Below are 13,415 nucleotides of genomic sequence, written 5' to 3' on the forward strand. Positions count from 1 at the left end.
GCTATTGTATCAGGTTTGCGGTTTATATTCTTCGACCTTATTTTTTACATATGATGCATACCAGAAAACATCTCTATCAGTAACTCGGATTGGTTGTTGAATGTCTCCTGAATTTATAAGCGAGTAAAACTTTTCTCGACCAATCGACATAAGGTCCATAAATTCCTTTGCTCTGACTCGACGATCAATTTCCATCAAGACACCTCCTTCAAACTTTCCACAACATTTCTAGGCAACCCACTCAAATAACAACTAAATAAGTGGTAAAGCTCATCCGCGTTCATTTCATTTACTTCGATCATTCCGCCTGTGCCACTCACTACACGCTGACGAGACCAACCGCGCATATTGAAAGTAAACTCATTGTCGTAATCGACCGCATTCACAATCGCATTAAACAGTTCAACTTCCTGCGCATCCCAATTTTCAAAGTAAGGCATGTCTTTAGAAGTTAAGTTGTCAATTTGGAGCTGAGCGAATTGGGGTTTTGTTAATTGGATTTCAGTCATTGGCTGGCTCCTTATGCTCAGTCGCAATATCCGCACCACAGAAAGGGCAATAATTTAATTCAACGCGATTGCCTCGTGATTTACCTGCAACAATTGAAATTCTTCGGGAATCCATATCTCTTCGAGATTTGATTTGAGCTGTAATATCACCATAACTATTGGAAGTTACCTCTGATAACGCCTCACACATATTTATCCAATTTCCTGTGTTTTCACACTTCGCCTTTTCAATTTCGGTCATTGGTTGGCTCCTGTGTTGTCGGTGGTAATGGGTGGTACATCCAGTGACTAACATCAGAGCGAAGGTGTGTGGAATGAGCTGCAATAAATGTGTTACTTGAGTAGTAGCCATCCAAAATCACATCATCTATATCTAAGTAAAACAATATATCTTGGTCTTCGCGCGGCAAATCAGTCTCAACAGAAACCCATCCCGGCACCGCTTGGGCTTTGGCTTGCTTCGCCAAGCAAATCAAACAGGGCTCTTCATCTGAATACTGACTATTAAAAATACCAGTAGGTGATTCGCATTTTTTTAAGTGCTCATCACAGAGTAGCGACTTAATTTTTTGATCTGTTTGGGCTTTGGCTTCAAGCCACATATGCCAACCACATAAAGTTTCACGATCTTCATAATTACCATCTTCATCAAGATCAAACTGGCAGCCACGAGCGCCTAATTTATTGTCGAAGGCAATCTCAAAAGCTTGCTTTTCTTGAATATCCATCACGCCACCGCCTCAATATTTATATGCTTTCCATCAATAAGCACCTGAATTGAAATCACGCCTTGTGTGCGATCTTCCATTAATTTTTTAAAAAGAGCGGGTGCAATCATTAGCTCTTTTTGTGTCGTTTGCGCAGGTCTAACCGCAATGGTTTCAACAGCAATAAGCAGTGCGCGAATTTCTTTATTTGTGATTTGATTCATCACGCCACCTTCGCCAAATTACTCATCATCACAGCCTTGCGATACTTGCCAGCCATGGCCCATTTCAAATCCCGAATAAAACCTTTCCCATTGTTGAAATACTGCTTTAGAAAAAGCTCATAACGCTGGGATAGGTATTCGTCCAATTCGTAAAACTCTTTAATTTCGTGACGCTCGAAAGGAATCACGCTGCGTTTCACACCATCGCTAAATTGCTTTTTTACAATCATGGCGTTTTTCTTAAGTTCAATTTTGTGACCGCCACGGTCTAGCCATTCTAAAAACGCTGGTGAAATATCATTGGGTAGTTTCATGCTGCCACCTCATATTCTGCATTCAGTTCAGTCATTGCTTTATCGACGACAATGTTGAAATTAATAACTGCTTGCTCAACACCCACAATGTCCAAATCTTTTGCAAATATCCGAATAATCACGATTTGCAGATGCTCAGGCAGGCGAGGATCAAAGCTAATAAAATCACACCATTTGCGACGAGTACACGCCAATTGCCAAGTGATCTGCGGGATGTATTCCGCGGGCACTTCTTTAGTGAGCAACGTATTTAAATGAGTTGTAGTGGCAGGGCACTTAACCTCAATTTGACCATCCAAATTGATCAATCCATCAGGCGATGCACCGCTTAATTTAATGACTGGGTGATCAATTAACCCTGTGCCTTTAACAAAATTACCTGTCTCATTTTCATAAGCGGCAATCGCATTTTCTTCCTGATCTATACCCCATTGCATTGCTTTTGAGGTTGGAGTTTCCTCCTGAACACCAGTAATGCGCTCAGAAAGAATTGTTAATGTTAGGGCGTTGTATTTCTTACCTTTAACTGGTTTTGCGCCAATATCTTTAATGCGGCTTGCAGTCACTTTGCCGCAGCGATCTGCAAACCAACCTTCACTACGCTGGAGAATGGTCATAAGTTTCTCCTTGGCGTGCTAAAGCTTGATCAGCTAGTTCAGCTATTTGTTTAAGATTTACTGAATGAGTGGTCCAAAAAATACGTTTGTGTTCACCTTTAGGCAGGTTTGCATACGCAGAGCTCAATCGATCCGATCCATACTGAGCCTCATTTTGAAAATGCGGCAAGTGGTCTGCTTCAAATTTCAAATATTCAGCATTACTTTCAGTAGGGTTTACATCCATCATTGGTGCGTGATCTAGCAGTTCATCCTCTGAATAAACACCCAAAATCACATCAGGGAAGTGAAGGCGTGCCAACTTTTTAGTTGCTAAATATGCAATTTGCTGCTTGGGATCATTCACCCATAATGGCGAATTACGAACAGTACCAACCTGAGCAAATGACACATCAAGCACGCGTGGATTTGAATCGCCTTTAATAGTTACCCAAGTGCGGACGCCAATATCATGAGCTTTGCAAGTCTTACCATCTACCTTTGACCAGTCGCCATACCACTCGTAATCAGGACGGCCAACAATAGGTCCCTTAGAGATAATGACCGCATTAATTAACTGAGCTTCATAACCGAGATTTCCGTTCACAATATGGGTTTTTTGAGCCACTGCAAAAGGATTCATATCCCACTGCATAGCTTGCATGGTTACCGCTAGACAATCACCAGGTTGTCCCTGTAAATGTTTTGGCACAGTGATAGTTGCTTTACTCATAAAGTCCGCAAAAGACACCATGTTTTGCATCGCCACTGGATCAAGCACAAGGTTGGAAGTTTGTGAATTTACTGGCAATACTGGATTTGTTTGAGCTACTGCATTCATATTCTTATTCCTTAAAATTTGATCGATACGTGAGGAACTAAGCCTTTATTGATTGCGTTCAGAATGGCTTTACCTTGATCAACACCCACACCAAGATCAGTCAAGCCTTTAAGCGCTTCGCCACAGATTTGCTTTCTGTGCTCAACATCAGCCAAACGTGCTTCTTCTGCCTTACGTGCAGCCTCAGCCTGAGCAAACTGTTCAGCCTCAATGCGCTTACGCTCATTCTCAGCAGCTTGCACAGCACGCAATTCAGCAGCCTCTTTTTCAGCTTTTAATCGAGCTTCACGCTGTTCTGCCTCAGCCTTTTCACGCTGTACACGTTCAGCTTCAAAACGTGCTTTTTCCTCCGCTTCGCGAGTAGCTTTTTCAGCAGCTTCGCGGGCAATACGCTCTTCATGTTCACGCTGTAATCGAGCCTGTTCAGCAAGGCGAAGGCGTTCTAATTCAGCTTGTTCGGCTTCGTATTTTTCACGAATGGTCAGGGCGGTGCGTAAAGATTCAAGTGTTTCAAATTTGGCCAACTTGGCTTGCTCCTCATATTCTTCCAAAGATGAGTCAATCACTAAGTTTTCAAGATCGCTTATCGAATCTTTAATATTGATTGATGCCCATGGGTTTTCTGGGTTTTGGCAAATAGCCGCAGTCATTCGAATCACATTAATAAATTGCTCATGCTTCGCCACACGATCCTTTTCCGCCTGTTCCCAAGCATCACGAGGTGCCAAGATTTCATTGCGTAGCTCATCAAACTTCTTAACAGTTGCAATGCGGTCATCATCAATAAGCTTGATTTGAGCCTTTTGCTCGGCAACCAACTCTTTGCCGCACTTTTCAATAAAAGTCTTGGATTTACTAATTTTTAGAGCGAGTGAGCCAATCTGATCTCGTCCTTTTTTAGTGGTCACATCAGGCACATGTGAACGCGCTTCTTGAGCAATGCGCTCGAATAATTCAGCAGTACCGCCTGGTGTGCGAAATGCAGATACAACAATGTTTTGATCCGCGATTTCTAATTCGAATTTCGCATTCATCCGTAAATCTCCTCTGCCATATCTTCCGCAACATAAGTAGCCTGCTGTTCACACTCATCTTTGAAATGTTCTTCCGCCCATTCTTCGATAAGCGTGTTTAGCTGGTGTTGTTGATCTGGTGTTAAGTGAAAAGGCTGACCTTCGATTGCTGACACGCTTTCAAGTTTAATAATGGTGGCAGTGGTCCCTTCGATAGCTTTCCATGATGGAATGTCAATCCAGTGATCTTGCTGTGGGTCAGTTGTCTGATTCACATTGAAAGATGTGTCGCAAGCCAAAACTGGCATTGAACATTCGATTAATGCATCGCTATAAGCATCTGACTTGTGCATTAAAGAAAATTGCACTTTGCCATCTTTAATTGCGATGCCAGAAACCACTTTCATATCTGGGAAAACAGCAGCGACACAAAAAGAGTCAAAATTTGCTTTGATGTTCATGAATTGGACTCCTTGAGTGAGTCTAGGTAGTCTTTGCGCTCTAGGCCTTGCTTATATCCACGCTCAAAAGCTGCTTTGGTAGCTTCTGCTTGCCCACCAACAGCACCCATCCATGAGATATGCTCAAGAAGATCAAGCAATACTTTATTTGCTTCAGGATTTTTTGGGTTTTGGAAATACTCAGATGAATATTCACAACCATCTTGAGATTCATATTTTAAATTTGCGGAAAACTTTTTAAGACTCATCACACACCTCCCTTAATTGCCACAACAGCCTGACGATCCATTTGTTCAGCGTGCTTATAAAAAGCCATTAGAGCTAATCCAAAGAATATTGAAATGAGCAGGGCGATAGCGAAGAAATTCTTTGCGCTATTTTCAAGGCGCTCTTGTTTAGATTTAAGCGCAGATAGATTTACAACCATCTTGCGGTTTTGGTTCGATATCAACTTGCGAATAAGTTGACGGCTTGATTCTTGTTGTTCCATAATGTTCCCCGTAGTACATGCCCCGCATCCGCCAAGATTGTTCGGGGCTTTTTATTGATTACGAGGTTTATGTTCAGATAATTGAACTCTAATGTCAATACTTTGAACACTGAAAAGTAAAAAATAATTCAGAAAACTGAACATGTATTTATTTTTTTGAATAAAAAAGCCCGCGCAATGGCGGGCTAAAATTATGATTTTATTAGACTAGATTGAATTTTTTAGCAGGTCTGAACGATCCAACATATTTACCAACAAGCATGCAGTTTTCTTTAAGTGGAATGACTTGCTCACTCCAATTTGGGTTTAATGGTTTTAAGTAGTACCCATTGGTTTCAACAATAAGAGCTTTAAATGTTGCTTCTCCGTCACATTTAACCACAACCATTTCGCCTGTTTGAATATTTCCCAACTCCCAATCAGGATCTATACAAATTTTCTCACCCTCTTCAAAGTGTGGTGCGTTGCTTAAACCCCTAACTTCTAAATAAAAACTTCTTTTGCCTGCACCCGGCACAAGCGGAAGCATTTCACACTCTTCGATATTATTAATAGAATCCATATCCGTCCAACTACCTGCCTGCACCCATGATATTACTGGTGCATAACCTACTGATGCAATTGGACTTAATGATACATTTCCGTCTAAGCGACCTGATTTGTCGTCGTCTTTACCTGTCAATATCCATGTTGAAGTTGTTCTTAACGCAGTTGCAAGTGAGTCTAAATATTTTGCACTTGGGCTGTTAGGTCCATTAATCCAACCAGACACAGTACCTCTTGCAGCACCAGTGGCTCTCATCAGATCAGCTTGCGTTAATGAAAGCTCTTCCATCCTTAAAACAATTCTTTCAAATACTGCTTGCTGCATTTTAAATCCCCTTATTTTCTCTGTTCAAAAGTATGAACAATTAATTTGACAATTACCTGAACATGTTGTTCAATAAATTGAATGAAATTGTTCAAGGTTTTGAATATGAATATCCAAGATCTCATCAATCATTACGGAGTTAAAAACAAATCCCAATTAGCGATAAAGCTAAAGGTGGGCCGCTCAACAATGACTGAATGGGAAGACAACGGAATCCCTCCGCAAATACAAGCAACTTTCGAGGTGCAAACAAATGGTGTGCTTAAAGCAGATCGTTCAGCCTTGAATTTACGATTTAAAACGTTTCGTGATTCTGAAACGAAGCCACAAGCCTTAACGGCATAACCAATAAAAACACCAAGGACCAGGGGAGTCTTACCAGTGGGAGTCGACGAAATGCAAGAAGCCTTAAATTTAGGTTTTCTAGATATAAACGGGAAGAAAACCGATTCTACATCGGTGCGAATGACGCATGAAGCACTGCAAGCCATTGACGCTTTGGCTGCCATGGGTGATGTAACGCGTTCAGAGTGGATTCGTGATGCTGCCATAGAAAAGCTCATGAAATTCAAGAAACAACATGAGTATCTCAGCAAAGCATTCGGTAATACCACGAATACAGTGAATACATCGTGTGAAAACGAAAAAAGCCCAGTGGGTGCAACCACTGAGCCTTCGTGTAAATAATCAAGGGGATTAAATACATGGAAATTTTAACACAGAAAAATCAAATGATCAGCTTGGAAATTTCAGAGCTAGTTCAGTCTCGTCATGACGATGTAAAGCGCTCAATAGATCGCTTGATTGAGCGTGGTGTCATAGCACGTCCGCCAATGGCGGTTGTAGAAAAAGAAGCGAATAGTCGAATCTACAAAATTGAAGTTTACGTTTTTTCAGGCGAGCAAGGAAAGATGGATTCCATCACTGTGGTTGCTCAGCTTAGTCCTGAATTCACAGCGGCTTTAGTAAAGCGTTGGTATGAGCTTGAAAATGCTCAAGCCAAATTACCCCAATCATTTGCCGAGGCACTTCAACTCGCAGCGGATCAAGCGCGACAACTCGAACTTGCAGCACCAAAAGTCCAGTACTTCGACACAATTGTAGAGCGAGCAACTTTACTTAATGCCACACAAGTAGCTCAAAAAATTGGAATGTCTGCCGTAGCTATGAATAAGCAGCTTGATCTACTAAGCGTATACAGTCGTGGTGTGAAGCGTGCTCGCGTATTCCAACAATGGTTTATCGATAAGGGTTTTGGTGAGCTTAAGCAAACTGAGCTTGGATTTTCTCAACCAATGTTCACAACCAAAGGTGAAGCATGGGTAATTGAGAAGCTGGTGAGTGAAGGAGTGGCGGCATGAAGAATCCAACACTTGAAAGTTTTTTAAAAGATGTTGCTTCGCATCAATTGACCGTAAATTTAGATCAAGGTGTGTATAGAGATATCACGGTTAAAAAACCCCACTCAGTAGATATGCATTACAACATCACAACTCGACCAGGGTTCTTAATTTTCACTGGTGATATGGGTGATTTTATCTTTGAGCGCACTAATGACATGTTTGGCTTTTTTCGAAGTCAAGATGATGCGTATTGCATCAACACAGGGTATTGGGGTGAAAAAGTACAAGCAGGTGAAATCAGTAAGTTTGATCCAGAAACGGCATGCAATTCAGTAAAACAATATCTTACTAATTTTATTGATGATTTAGACCTTTTAGACTCAGAAGATCAAGAAAAGTCAAAACTAGCATTGGAAGCGGTGAACGACTTTATAGGTGGAAATCAGTATTCAAGTGAATTTGATTTTTGGCAAGAAATTAATTCTTGGGATGCGGATGAGGCTGGTGGTCTTGAGCTAAATGATTTTTGGGAAGCGCCAACCACAGCTAAAACCTACCACTTTGTTTGGGCGTGTTACGCCATTGTTCACGCAATCAAGTTGTATGACACATACAAAGAGCAAGAGCGAGGTGTAACTAATGCATAAATACCTACACCATATCGGCGATTTCATGCGTGACACAGTTCACTTGAATGCACTCGAGGAATGTTTTTACCGTCGTGCATTGGATTTTTATTACTTGAATGAAAAACCATTACCCAAAGAAACCCAAGTGGTTTTTCGTCGGTTACGTGCAAATACCGAAGAGGAAAAGCAAGCTGTTCTAAATGTGCTTTCTGACTTCTTTGTTGAGCAAGAAGACGGTTTTCACAATAAACGTTGTGATGCTGAAATCGCTGGATATCAGGCTCATGCCGATAAAAATCGTGAAAATGGGAAAAAGGGTGGTCGTCCACCAAAAAACAAGGACTTGCAAAACCCACAAGAAACCCAGTGGGTTAATTTGGGTTCTGAAAATGAAACCCAAAAAAACCTTAACCATAAACCATTAACCATTAACCAAGAACCATTAACCAATAACCAATATAAATATACGTTTGACCTGAACACGGTGAACACGAAATTGAAAATGGCGGGTCGTCATGAAGTAGATCAGAAATACATTGACCAACTGCAATCACAGTTCGAGTTGTACTACGCAGATCAACACATGGTTGCCAACAAAGCACTGGTGAAATTTGTTCAATGGATTATGCGAAATCAGGATTCTGAAAAACAGAATGCAGCAAAGCCGCAAATACAAACCTCTCAACAACGCACCGCATCTGAAATGGATCGTTGGAAGCAAGGTATTCAAGAAGCTCTCTCAGATGAGGTGATTGATGTAACGCCAAAAAAGCCATTTGTGATTCAGGAGGTGGGTAATGCCTAACATCACTACTCAGGACGTTATGCGTCTGATCAATAAAATGCGTGTGAACTACGGCAAGAAGTTTGTGGACCAGTGGGCAGGTGTTGATATCGCTGAACTCGCTCAAGAGATGCTTGAAAACTACCAAGGTTTGACGGTTGAAGATTTTACTCGTGGCATGGCTCGCATGAAGCGTGAAAAGTGGCCACCAACAGTTCCTGAATTCAGAGATTGGTGTGAGCCTAAATCAGAAGAATGGCTTGATGCGCATGAAGCTTGGGCTATTGCGAAAAATTCAATCGAAATGGGTACTGGTCGCGAATTGACAGTGGTGTGGACTGAGCAAGCAGCGAAAGCATTTGAGAAGTGTGCCGACTTGGTTGCTACTGGTGATAAGTATCAATTGGCTGAAGCTAAGAAGATCTTTACTGCTGTGTATGAACGATTGGTTACTGAAGCGAAAGACCTTGGTGTTAAACCGGTTTACACAACAAGTCTTGGTGTGGATAAGGATCAGCAGATTGCAGCAATTCAACAGGCTCAATTGGAGGGATTTCTACCAGCACCCGAAGCAGCTGCACAACTTGAATACAAGCAATCAAGCTCAGAGCTAAATCAAGACGCTCAGAAATTCAAAACAACTGCTCAAGAAGCGTTAGCGAAAATCCAAGATCTGATCAAGCGCGAACCCGTAAACAAGATGAACGAGGTTTTGAAAGATCCTCAGGAAGTTGAAAGCATGGAATTCGAGCATGTGGATCCATTCGATAATTTTGAGCAATACAAAGCTAGTCTTGGTTTTGAAAACAAGAAGATCCCATTTGCTTTGAGATTTATGGAAGAGGATCAACGTGTAGGAGGTGGGGTGTGAGTTTTACTGTTCCAGAGAAATACAGAATTAAATCAGGACCATTGGCGAGCAGTGATAGCTATGGAAATAATGGTGCATTTTGGGTGAAGACCAAGAAATGTGTTTTCACTGTCATTGCTAGCGATCAAATGAGCTGGGAGCATGTCAGTGTTTCACTTCCGTCACGCTGTCCAACTTGGGAAGAAATGTGTTTCATAAAGTCCTTATTTTGGAGTGAAGATGACTGTGTAATTCAGTATCACCCACCTAAAAGCGACTATGTGAATAACCATCCATTCTGCCTGCATTTATGGAGACCAACTGAGCAGACTCTGCCAACACCACCAAGTTTTATGGTTGGCAAGGCGGGTGCAGCATGAAACACCCTAAAGATAATCAAACCGTGGATTGGTGTCGCTCACAACATGCGGTAGCTCAAGGCGAAAAAATGATTGTGGTTTTAAGCCATATGTTATCCAAAAGTGGGAAATCAAGCGTTGCAGACGTGTTGGCCTTGGTGGGTGGCACTAAGCGAAGTGTACAACGTTACTTGGATCAATTAACCCAAGCGGGTTATGTGCAGCGCGATGATGCATCACCTGCGGGTTTTACGGCTACTAATAAAACAAAGCAATTATTTGGGGTGAAGGGATGAAAGCAAACGAGTTTGTTAAAAAACATGGTTGGGATGAAGCCTCCAAAATTGTTGAAGAAACGCCACTCAATTGGTGCTTTGCATGTGTGGATTTAAGGGATTTAGAGGTTAAAAGATCATACCCATCACACAGTGAATTTATATCTATTGTTGACTTGGAAAATCTGATTGCAAGTCGTGATTTGGTAGGCATTCATGGTTTGGAAAAATCAAAAGAAATCGTAGCTAATGCGCCAAGCGATGATCATTTTTACTCTTGGACTTTGGGTAATTCAGGTGTAAGAGACAAAACAGTAAATATTGGAAAGCTTCGTAAAGCCATCGCAGACGTGGAGTCATGCCAGTGAACCTAACAATCGAAAAAATGCGGGAAATTGTGGATGGTGCGCCTGAGACTGCAACAGTAATTTGCGATGGAAAATATTACGAAGAGTGGTCGCATAACGGTTGGGTGGTTTCTGATGGTGCTCAGTGGGTTGATTGTAAAAAGCCAAAAGGCCAAATAATTAAATTGGATTCAATTCGCGCAGCCATAGCAGACCACGACCGCACAGACCATGTGAGTGACATCAAGAACCACATTAGTCCAACTACAAAGGTGATTGAGGGATGAATAAACACATTGAAACCATAAAGTTGTTTGGTATAAGCCTGAAATCAGCAGTGATTGAAAATACTGAAACTACAGTTGATTCAATACAGTTAATCGGTAAGGGGTTGCTTGGGTTGCTAATGGTGTTGGGCGACTATGCGGTACGTTTAACTTTTCCAGTGTTAATTATTTTCGCCCTACCCCTAGTCACATGGCTGCGCATTAAGGGTGAGTGCGCCTTAGAAAAAGCCCGCAAAGAAGCAGTGAAAGAATATATGGACAGTATGACTTGTTTGCATCAAAAGGATGGTGCAGATGACCAGCATCTCCCTCGCTGAATATCACGCTCAATACGCGCCCAAGACGAAACCCAAGTCAGGGCGCAGCAAATTTAACGCACAGCGCATTGAAAAGGACGGAATGAAGTTCGATAGCGTCAAAGAGTACAAGCGCTATATCGAGCTTACAGCGCGAATGCAGAGGGGTGAAATTTCAGAGTTACAGTGTCAGGTCAAATTTGTCTTGGCACCTAAGGTGAAATTGGAAGGCGAGAAAAGGGCAAAACCTGAATTGAGGTATTACGCAGATTTCACATACATCGAAAACGGGAAATTCATTGTTGAGGATGTGAAGTCGGCAGTAACACGGAAATTGGCGAGTTATCGCAACAAGAAACACCTTATGAAAACAGTACACGATATCGATATTAAAGAAGTTTGAGGGATTGGGATGAACGCAGCAGCAGAGAAATTTGAACCGTTTGAGTGGCTGACCAAAGGTATTACAGCGAAGTCACCAAACTTCGAACCACAGGCACATGGCACTGGGGAGAAGCCTTTGAATTATGAGGATCGTTTAGGTGCGATTGCGAGTATGGAGACGCAGCTTGCAAAGTCAGTTACAGCGCTTATTGTCTTTGATGGGAAATGCGAAAGTGATTATGAGTATGTGCGTAATCACTTGGTTAAAATTATGTTGGTCAATACTAAGGATGATAAGAAGCGGGAGCCTGAGCATATCACCATGAATCATTTGGCATATTTGGTTGCACGTATGGTAATTGACTTTGCTTTGAATCCCGAGCTTGAGGGGAATTTTACAGCGCAAGGTCGATTGTATTATGCGGGTATTAATTCGATGCAGATGGGTGTAGATGGTTATCGTATGACTTGGAAGAAGTACGAAAATCTAATGAGTTTGGCTTTGGAGTCTGCAATTGATGAAGCATCGAATGCGATTAAAAAGTATAAGAAAAATACTTACAAAGAATTAAAAGCGTAGGTATTTCGTTTTAACGAAGACTAGGGTATAGTTTTACTATACTGGTCGTATTACGGTTATCCGAGACCAAGACTTAAAAGCTCACCAAACGGTGGGCTTTTTAATGCCCTGAGAAATGTTTTTTGTGTAAGCAATATCGGGGCACCTATGGTGGCTTCATTTAATCGTAGTGGTTTAAATCTTTATGCCGCCACCTTATTTAGGAGATTCACATGCTCCAATTTTTAAAATGCTTATTCGGCTTTCATGGTGCGGCTGAAATTGACCACACAATTGATGGTGAAGAAATCAAAGTGTGTCGGGATTGTTTGAAAGAAGTTGATTAAGTGGGTTTTGGTTAGACATGAATGCAATGAATGCATTAAATATCAATAGTTTGCGTATTTTGACTTTTCCATGAGTTGTTTATTTTTTGATATAATGAACCTTTGTAATTTAAACAAAGGAGGCAATATGCCTAATCATTTAATCAAGTGTGTTGGTGGTCCATTAGCATCCCAAGAAGTGGAACAGTTAGGTCAATGGTTCGCGATAAATGAACATGGTCGAAAATCTTACTCAAATTCACAGATATGGAATGGTGAATATGAAGGAAAGTATGTGCTTTCGAGTGTGGATTTGAACTGGGATTCCGATCATTTTATTCGAATGTATATTTGGGAAAGTAATCCAGAGGAAATTAAAAAATTTCTTTACTCGTAAAATTGCCGAACGTATTACGGCACACAAAAGCCCTGTCATTTGATGGGGTTTTTTCTTTTCTTATTTAATCGCTTATTATCGTTAAATATAAATACTAATTGGGCGCAGCAGTGGACTTAAGACAAAAATTAAACCAAGCGAGAAATGCATATATCGATAAATACAGAAGAGATCCTAATGTTATTTTTATAAGCAATAGCTTTTACAGCGAATTGGATGAGATGGTCGGTGGTTTAAATTTATATGATGCAGCCCCAAGGCATTTATGGGGAGCTAATGTAATTGTGGTTTTAACTCCAGATTACATTAAATTTGCTGAAGACTCCGATGTCAGAAAAGCTGCGCAAAGATTCCATAATGATGGATCTTGGGATAGCTACAAGGTTCAAAAAACCAGAACAACAATTGGTAGTGTAAATAATGGTGTGCATATGCCATCTGAAATAATTGAGCTCGAGCCAATTGAATTCAGTAAAGAAGAGATAGAAATCTACTTAATGCAAAATTAATTTTACTGATATGAAAACCCCGTCATTTGATGGGGTTTTTTGTT

The 13,415-nt window shown here is 41.1% G+C and carries 28 protein-coding genes; 15 read left to right on the forward strand and 13 right to left on the reverse strand.

Features of this window, described 5'->3' with window-relative positions:
• Positions 1-9: 9 nt before the first annotated feature.
• From FTU02_RS00270 to FTU02_RS00330, 13 genes are all read right to left on the reverse strand, one after another.
• Positions 10-195: an AlpA family transcriptional regulator gene (locus FTU02_RS00270; RefSeq protein WP_180122618.1), complete on the reverse strand. Its 186-nt coding sequence runs from the start codon at positions 193-195 to the stop codon at positions 10-12.
• Complete coding sequence (locus FTU02_RS00275; RefSeq protein ID WP_180155165.1) at positions 195-509, reverse strand: hypothetical protein; 315 nt, start codon at positions 507-509, stop codon at positions 195-197. The genes FTU02_RS00270 and FTU02_RS00275 overlap by 1 nt, the downstream gene beginning before the upstream one ends.
• Positions 502-750 carry a hypothetical protein gene (locus tag FTU02_RS00280; protein WP_180155167.1) on the reverse strand — a complete coding sequence of 83 codons (249 nt, stop codon included), beginning with the start codon at positions 748-750 and terminating at the stop codon, positions 502-504. The genes FTU02_RS00275 and FTU02_RS00280 overlap by 8 nt, the downstream gene beginning before the upstream one ends.
• Positions 737-1,237, reverse strand: a complete 501-nt coding sequence (locus FTU02_RS00285; protein ID WP_180155169.1) for a hypothetical protein — start codon at positions 1,235-1,237, stop codon at positions 737-739. Before FTU02_RS00285 ends, FTU02_RS00280 begins: the two co-directional genes overlap by 14 nt.
• Positions 1,237-1,440 (reverse strand): hypothetical protein, encoded by a 204-nt coding sequence (locus FTU02_RS00290; RefSeq protein ID WP_180155171.1) that lies wholly within the window; start codon positions 1,438-1,440, stop codon positions 1,237-1,239. The genes FTU02_RS00285 and FTU02_RS00290 overlap by 1 nt, the downstream gene beginning before the upstream one ends.
• Positions 1,440-1,754: a hypothetical protein gene (locus FTU02_RS00295; protein WP_180155173.1), complete on the reverse strand. Its 315-nt coding sequence runs from the start codon at positions 1,752-1,754 to the stop codon at positions 1,440-1,442. The genes FTU02_RS00290 and FTU02_RS00295 overlap by 1 nt, the downstream gene beginning before the upstream one ends.
• Positions 1,751-2,371: a lambda exonuclease family protein gene (locus FTU02_RS00300; protein WP_180155175.1), complete on the reverse strand. Its 621-nt coding sequence runs from the start codon at positions 2,369-2,371 to the stop codon at positions 1,751-1,753. Before FTU02_RS00300 ends, FTU02_RS00295 begins: the two co-directional genes overlap by 4 nt.
• On the reverse strand, positions 2,352-3,191 hold the full coding sequence (locus FTU02_RS00305; RefSeq protein ID WP_180084840.1) for a RecT family recombinase: 840 nt from the start codon (positions 3,189-3,191) through the stop codon (positions 2,352-2,354). Before FTU02_RS00305 ends, FTU02_RS00300 begins: the two co-directional genes overlap by 20 nt.
• Before the next feature lie 11 nt (positions 3,192-3,202).
• On the reverse strand, positions 3,203-4,225 hold the full coding sequence (locus FTU02_RS00310; RefSeq protein WP_180155176.1) for a hypothetical protein: 1,023 nt from the start codon (positions 4,223-4,225) through the stop codon (positions 3,203-3,205).
• Entirely contained in the window at positions 4,222-4,665 is a 444-nt protein-coding gene (locus tag FTU02_RS00315) for a hypothetical protein (RefSeq protein WP_180155178.1), read from the reverse strand. The genes FTU02_RS00310 and FTU02_RS00315 overlap by 4 nt, the downstream gene beginning before the upstream one ends.
• Positions 4,662-4,913: a hypothetical protein gene (locus tag FTU02_RS00320; protein ID WP_180155180.1), complete on the reverse strand. Its 252-nt coding sequence runs from the start codon at positions 4,911-4,913 to the stop codon at positions 4,662-4,664. The genes FTU02_RS00315 and FTU02_RS00320 overlap by 4 nt, the downstream gene beginning before the upstream one ends.
• Complete coding sequence (locus FTU02_RS00325) at positions 4,913-5,155, reverse strand: hypothetical protein (RefSeq protein WP_180155181.1); 243 nt, start codon at positions 5,153-5,155, stop codon at positions 4,913-4,915. The genes FTU02_RS00320 and FTU02_RS00325 overlap by 1 nt, the downstream gene beginning before the upstream one ends.
• Before the next feature lie 202 nt (positions 5,156-5,357).
• A complete protein-coding gene (locus FTU02_RS00330) occupies positions 5,358-6,026 on the reverse strand; it encodes a LexA family transcriptional regulator (protein ID WP_180155184.1) in 669 nt (222 codons plus the stop codon).
• A gap of 105 nt (positions 6,027-6,131) precedes the next feature.
• On the opposite strand from FTU02_RS00330, the gene FTU02_RS00335 reads away from it, so the two are divergent.
• From FTU02_RS00335 to FTU02_RS00405, 15 genes are all read left to right on the forward strand, one after another.
• Complete coding sequence (locus FTU02_RS00335; protein ID WP_180155186.1) at positions 6,132-6,371, forward strand: helix-turn-helix domain-containing protein; 240 nt, start codon at positions 6,132-6,134, stop codon at positions 6,369-6,371.
• Between the two features lie 51 nt (positions 6,372-6,422).
• On the forward strand, positions 6,423-6,713 hold the full coding sequence (locus tag FTU02_RS00340; protein ID WP_180155188.1) for a ribbon-helix-helix domain-containing protein: 291 nt from the start codon (positions 6,423-6,425) through the stop codon (positions 6,711-6,713).
• Positions 6,714-6,730: 17 nt separating this feature from the next.
• Positions 6,731-7,387, forward strand: a complete 657-nt coding sequence (locus FTU02_RS00345) for a phage antirepressor KilAC domain-containing protein (RefSeq protein ID WP_180155190.1) — start codon at positions 6,731-6,733, stop codon at positions 7,385-7,387.
• The gene (locus FTU02_RS00350) at positions 7,384-8,016 is read left to right on the forward strand and encodes a hypothetical protein (RefSeq protein WP_180155192.1); all 633 of its coding nucleotides are present in this window, start codon (positions 7,384-7,386) and stop codon (positions 8,014-8,016) included. The genes FTU02_RS00345 and FTU02_RS00350 overlap by 4 nt, the downstream gene beginning before the upstream one ends.
• A complete protein-coding gene (locus FTU02_RS00355; protein ID WP_180155194.1) occupies positions 8,009-8,803 on the forward strand; it encodes a YdaU family protein in 795 nt (264 codons plus the stop codon). Before FTU02_RS00350 ends, FTU02_RS00355 begins: the two co-directional genes overlap by 8 nt.
• Complete coding sequence (locus FTU02_RS00360; RefSeq protein WP_180155196.1) at positions 8,796-9,653, forward strand: hypothetical protein; 858 nt, start codon at positions 8,796-8,798, stop codon at positions 9,651-9,653. The genes FTU02_RS00355 and FTU02_RS00360 overlap by 8 nt, the downstream gene beginning before the upstream one ends.
• Positions 9,650-10,012 carry a hypothetical protein gene (locus FTU02_RS00365; RefSeq protein ID WP_180155100.1) on the forward strand — a complete coding sequence of 121 codons (363 nt, stop codon included), beginning with the start codon at positions 9,650-9,652 and terminating at the stop codon, positions 10,010-10,012. Before FTU02_RS00360 ends, FTU02_RS00365 begins: the two co-directional genes overlap by 4 nt.
• The gene (locus tag FTU02_RS00370; RefSeq protein ID WP_180155198.1) at positions 10,009-10,287 is read left to right on the forward strand and encodes a hypothetical protein; all 279 of its coding nucleotides are present in this window, start codon (positions 10,009-10,011) and stop codon (positions 10,285-10,287) included. The genes FTU02_RS00365 and FTU02_RS00370 overlap by 4 nt, the downstream gene beginning before the upstream one ends.
• A complete protein-coding gene (locus FTU02_RS00375; RefSeq protein ID WP_180155200.1) occupies positions 10,284-10,634 on the forward strand; it encodes a hypothetical protein in 351 nt (116 codons plus the stop codon). Before FTU02_RS00370 ends, FTU02_RS00375 begins: the two co-directional genes overlap by 4 nt.
• On the forward strand, positions 10,631-10,900 hold the full coding sequence (locus FTU02_RS00380) for a hypothetical protein (protein ID WP_180155202.1): 270 nt from the start codon (positions 10,631-10,633) through the stop codon (positions 10,898-10,900). The genes FTU02_RS00375 and FTU02_RS00380 overlap by 4 nt, the downstream gene beginning before the upstream one ends.
• Complete coding sequence (locus tag FTU02_RS00385) at positions 10,897-11,217, forward strand: hypothetical protein (RefSeq protein ID WP_180155204.1); 321 nt, start codon at positions 10,897-10,899, stop codon at positions 11,215-11,217. The genes FTU02_RS00380 and FTU02_RS00385 overlap by 4 nt, the downstream gene beginning before the upstream one ends.
• A complete protein-coding gene (locus FTU02_RS00390) occupies positions 11,195-11,599 on the forward strand; it encodes a DUF1064 domain-containing protein (protein ID WP_180155206.1) in 405 nt (134 codons plus the stop codon). The genes FTU02_RS00385 and FTU02_RS00390 overlap by 23 nt, the downstream gene beginning before the upstream one ends.
• Positions 11,600-11,608: 9 nt before the next feature.
• Positions 11,609-12,160, forward strand: a complete 552-nt coding sequence (locus tag FTU02_RS00395; RefSeq protein ID WP_180155208.1) for a hypothetical protein — start codon at positions 11,609-11,611, stop codon at positions 12,158-12,160.
• A 453-nt stretch (positions 12,161-12,613) separates the two neighbouring features.
• On the forward strand, positions 12,614-12,862 hold the full coding sequence (locus tag FTU02_RS00400) for a hypothetical protein (protein WP_180155210.1): 249 nt from the start codon (positions 12,614-12,616) through the stop codon (positions 12,860-12,862).
• A gap of 110 nt (positions 12,863-12,972) precedes the next feature.
• Positions 12,973-13,371, forward strand: a complete 399-nt coding sequence (locus FTU02_RS00405) for a hypothetical protein (protein ID WP_180155212.1) — start codon at positions 12,973-12,975, stop codon at positions 13,369-13,371.
• Positions 13,372-13,415 lie beyond the last annotated feature (44 nt).

Source organism: Acinetobacter sp. YH12045 (assembly GCF_013419925.1).
GTDB lineage: Bacteria > Pseudomonadota > Gammaproteobacteria > Pseudomonadales > Moraxellaceae > Acinetobacter > Acinetobacter amyesii.

Coding starts and splice junctions, on each gene's coding strand:
- FTU02_RS00270 (WP_180122618.1), bottom strand. CDS start 195: ATGGAAATTGATCGTCGAGTCAGAGCAAAGGAATTTATGGACCTTATG.
- FTU02_RS00275 (WP_180155165.1), bottom strand. CDS start 509: ATGACTGAAATCCAATTAACAAAACCCCAATTCGCTCAGCTCCAAATT.
- FTU02_RS00280 (WP_180155167.1), bottom strand. CDS start 750: ATGACCGAAATTGAAAAGGCGAAGTGTGAAAACACAGGAAATTGGATA.
- FTU02_RS00285 (WP_180155169.1), bottom strand. CDS start 1,237: ATGGATATTCAAGAAAAGCAAGCTTTTGAGATTGCCTTCGACAATAAA.
- FTU02_RS00290 (WP_180155171.1), bottom strand. CDS start 1,440: ATGAATCAAATCACAAATAAAGAAATTCGCGCACTGCTTATTGCTGTT.
- FTU02_RS00295 (WP_180155173.1), bottom strand. CDS start 1,754: ATGAAACTACCCAATGATATTTCACCAGCGTTTTTAGAATGGCTAGAC.
- FTU02_RS00300 (WP_180155175.1), bottom strand. CDS start 2,371: ATGACCATTCTCCAGCGTAGTGAAGGTTGGTTTGCAGATCGCTGCGGC.
- FTU02_RS00305 (WP_180084840.1), bottom strand. CDS start 3,191: ATGAATGCAGTAGCTCAAACAAATCCAGTATTGCCAGTAAATTCACAA.
- FTU02_RS00310 (WP_180155176.1), bottom strand. CDS start 4,225: ATGAATGCGAAATTCGAATTAGAAATCGCGGATCAAAACATTGTTGTA.
- FTU02_RS00315 (WP_180155178.1), bottom strand. CDS start 4,665: ATGAACATCAAAGCAAATTTTGACTCTTTTTGTGTCGCTGCTGTTTTC.
- FTU02_RS00320 (WP_180155180.1), bottom strand. CDS start 4,913: ATGAGTCTTAAAAAGTTTTCCGCAAATTTAAAATATGAATCTCAAGAT.
- FTU02_RS00325 (WP_180155181.1), bottom strand. CDS start 5,155: ATGGAACAACAAGAATCAAGCCGTCAACTTATTCGCAAGTTGATATCG.
- FTU02_RS00330 (WP_180155184.1), bottom strand. CDS start 6,026: ATGCAGCAAGCAGTATTTGAAAGAATTGTTTTAAGGATGGAAGAGCTT.
- FTU02_RS00335 (WP_180155186.1), top strand. CDS start 6,132: ATGAATATCCAAGATCTCATCAATCATTACGGAGTTAAAAACAAATCC.
- FTU02_RS00340 (WP_180155188.1), top strand. CDS start 6,423: ATGCAAGAAGCCTTAAATTTAGGTTTTCTAGATATAAACGGGAAGAAA.
- FTU02_RS00345 (WP_180155190.1), top strand. CDS start 6,731: ATGGAAATTTTAACACAGAAAAATCAAATGATCAGCTTGGAAATTTCA.
- FTU02_RS00350 (WP_180155192.1), top strand. CDS start 7,384: ATGAAGAATCCAACACTTGAAAGTTTTTTAAAAGATGTTGCTTCGCAT.
- FTU02_RS00355 (WP_180155194.1), top strand. CDS start 8,009: ATGCATAAATACCTACACCATATCGGCGATTTCATGCGTGACACAGTT.
- FTU02_RS00360 (WP_180155196.1), top strand. CDS start 8,796: ATGCCTAACATCACTACTCAGGACGTTATGCGTCTGATCAATAAAATG.
- FTU02_RS00370 (WP_180155198.1), top strand. CDS start 10,009: ATGAAACACCCTAAAGATAATCAAACCGTGGATTGGTGTCGCTCACAA.
- FTU02_RS00375 (WP_180155200.1), top strand. CDS start 10,284: ATGAAAGCAAACGAGTTTGTTAAAAAACATGGTTGGGATGAAGCCTCC.
- FTU02_RS00385 (WP_180155204.1), top strand. CDS start 10,897: ATGAATAAACACATTGAAACCATAAAGTTGTTTGGTATAAGCCTGAAA.
- FTU02_RS00390 (WP_180155206.1), top strand. CDS start 11,195: ATGACCAGCATCTCCCTCGCTGAATATCACGCTCAATACGCGCCCAAG.
- FTU02_RS00395 (WP_180155208.1), top strand. CDS start 11,609: ATGAACGCAGCAGCAGAGAAATTTGAACCGTTTGAGTGGCTGACCAAA.
- FTU02_RS00400 (WP_180155210.1), top strand. CDS start 12,614: ATGCCTAATCATTTAATCAAGTGTGTTGGTGGTCCATTAGCATCCCAA.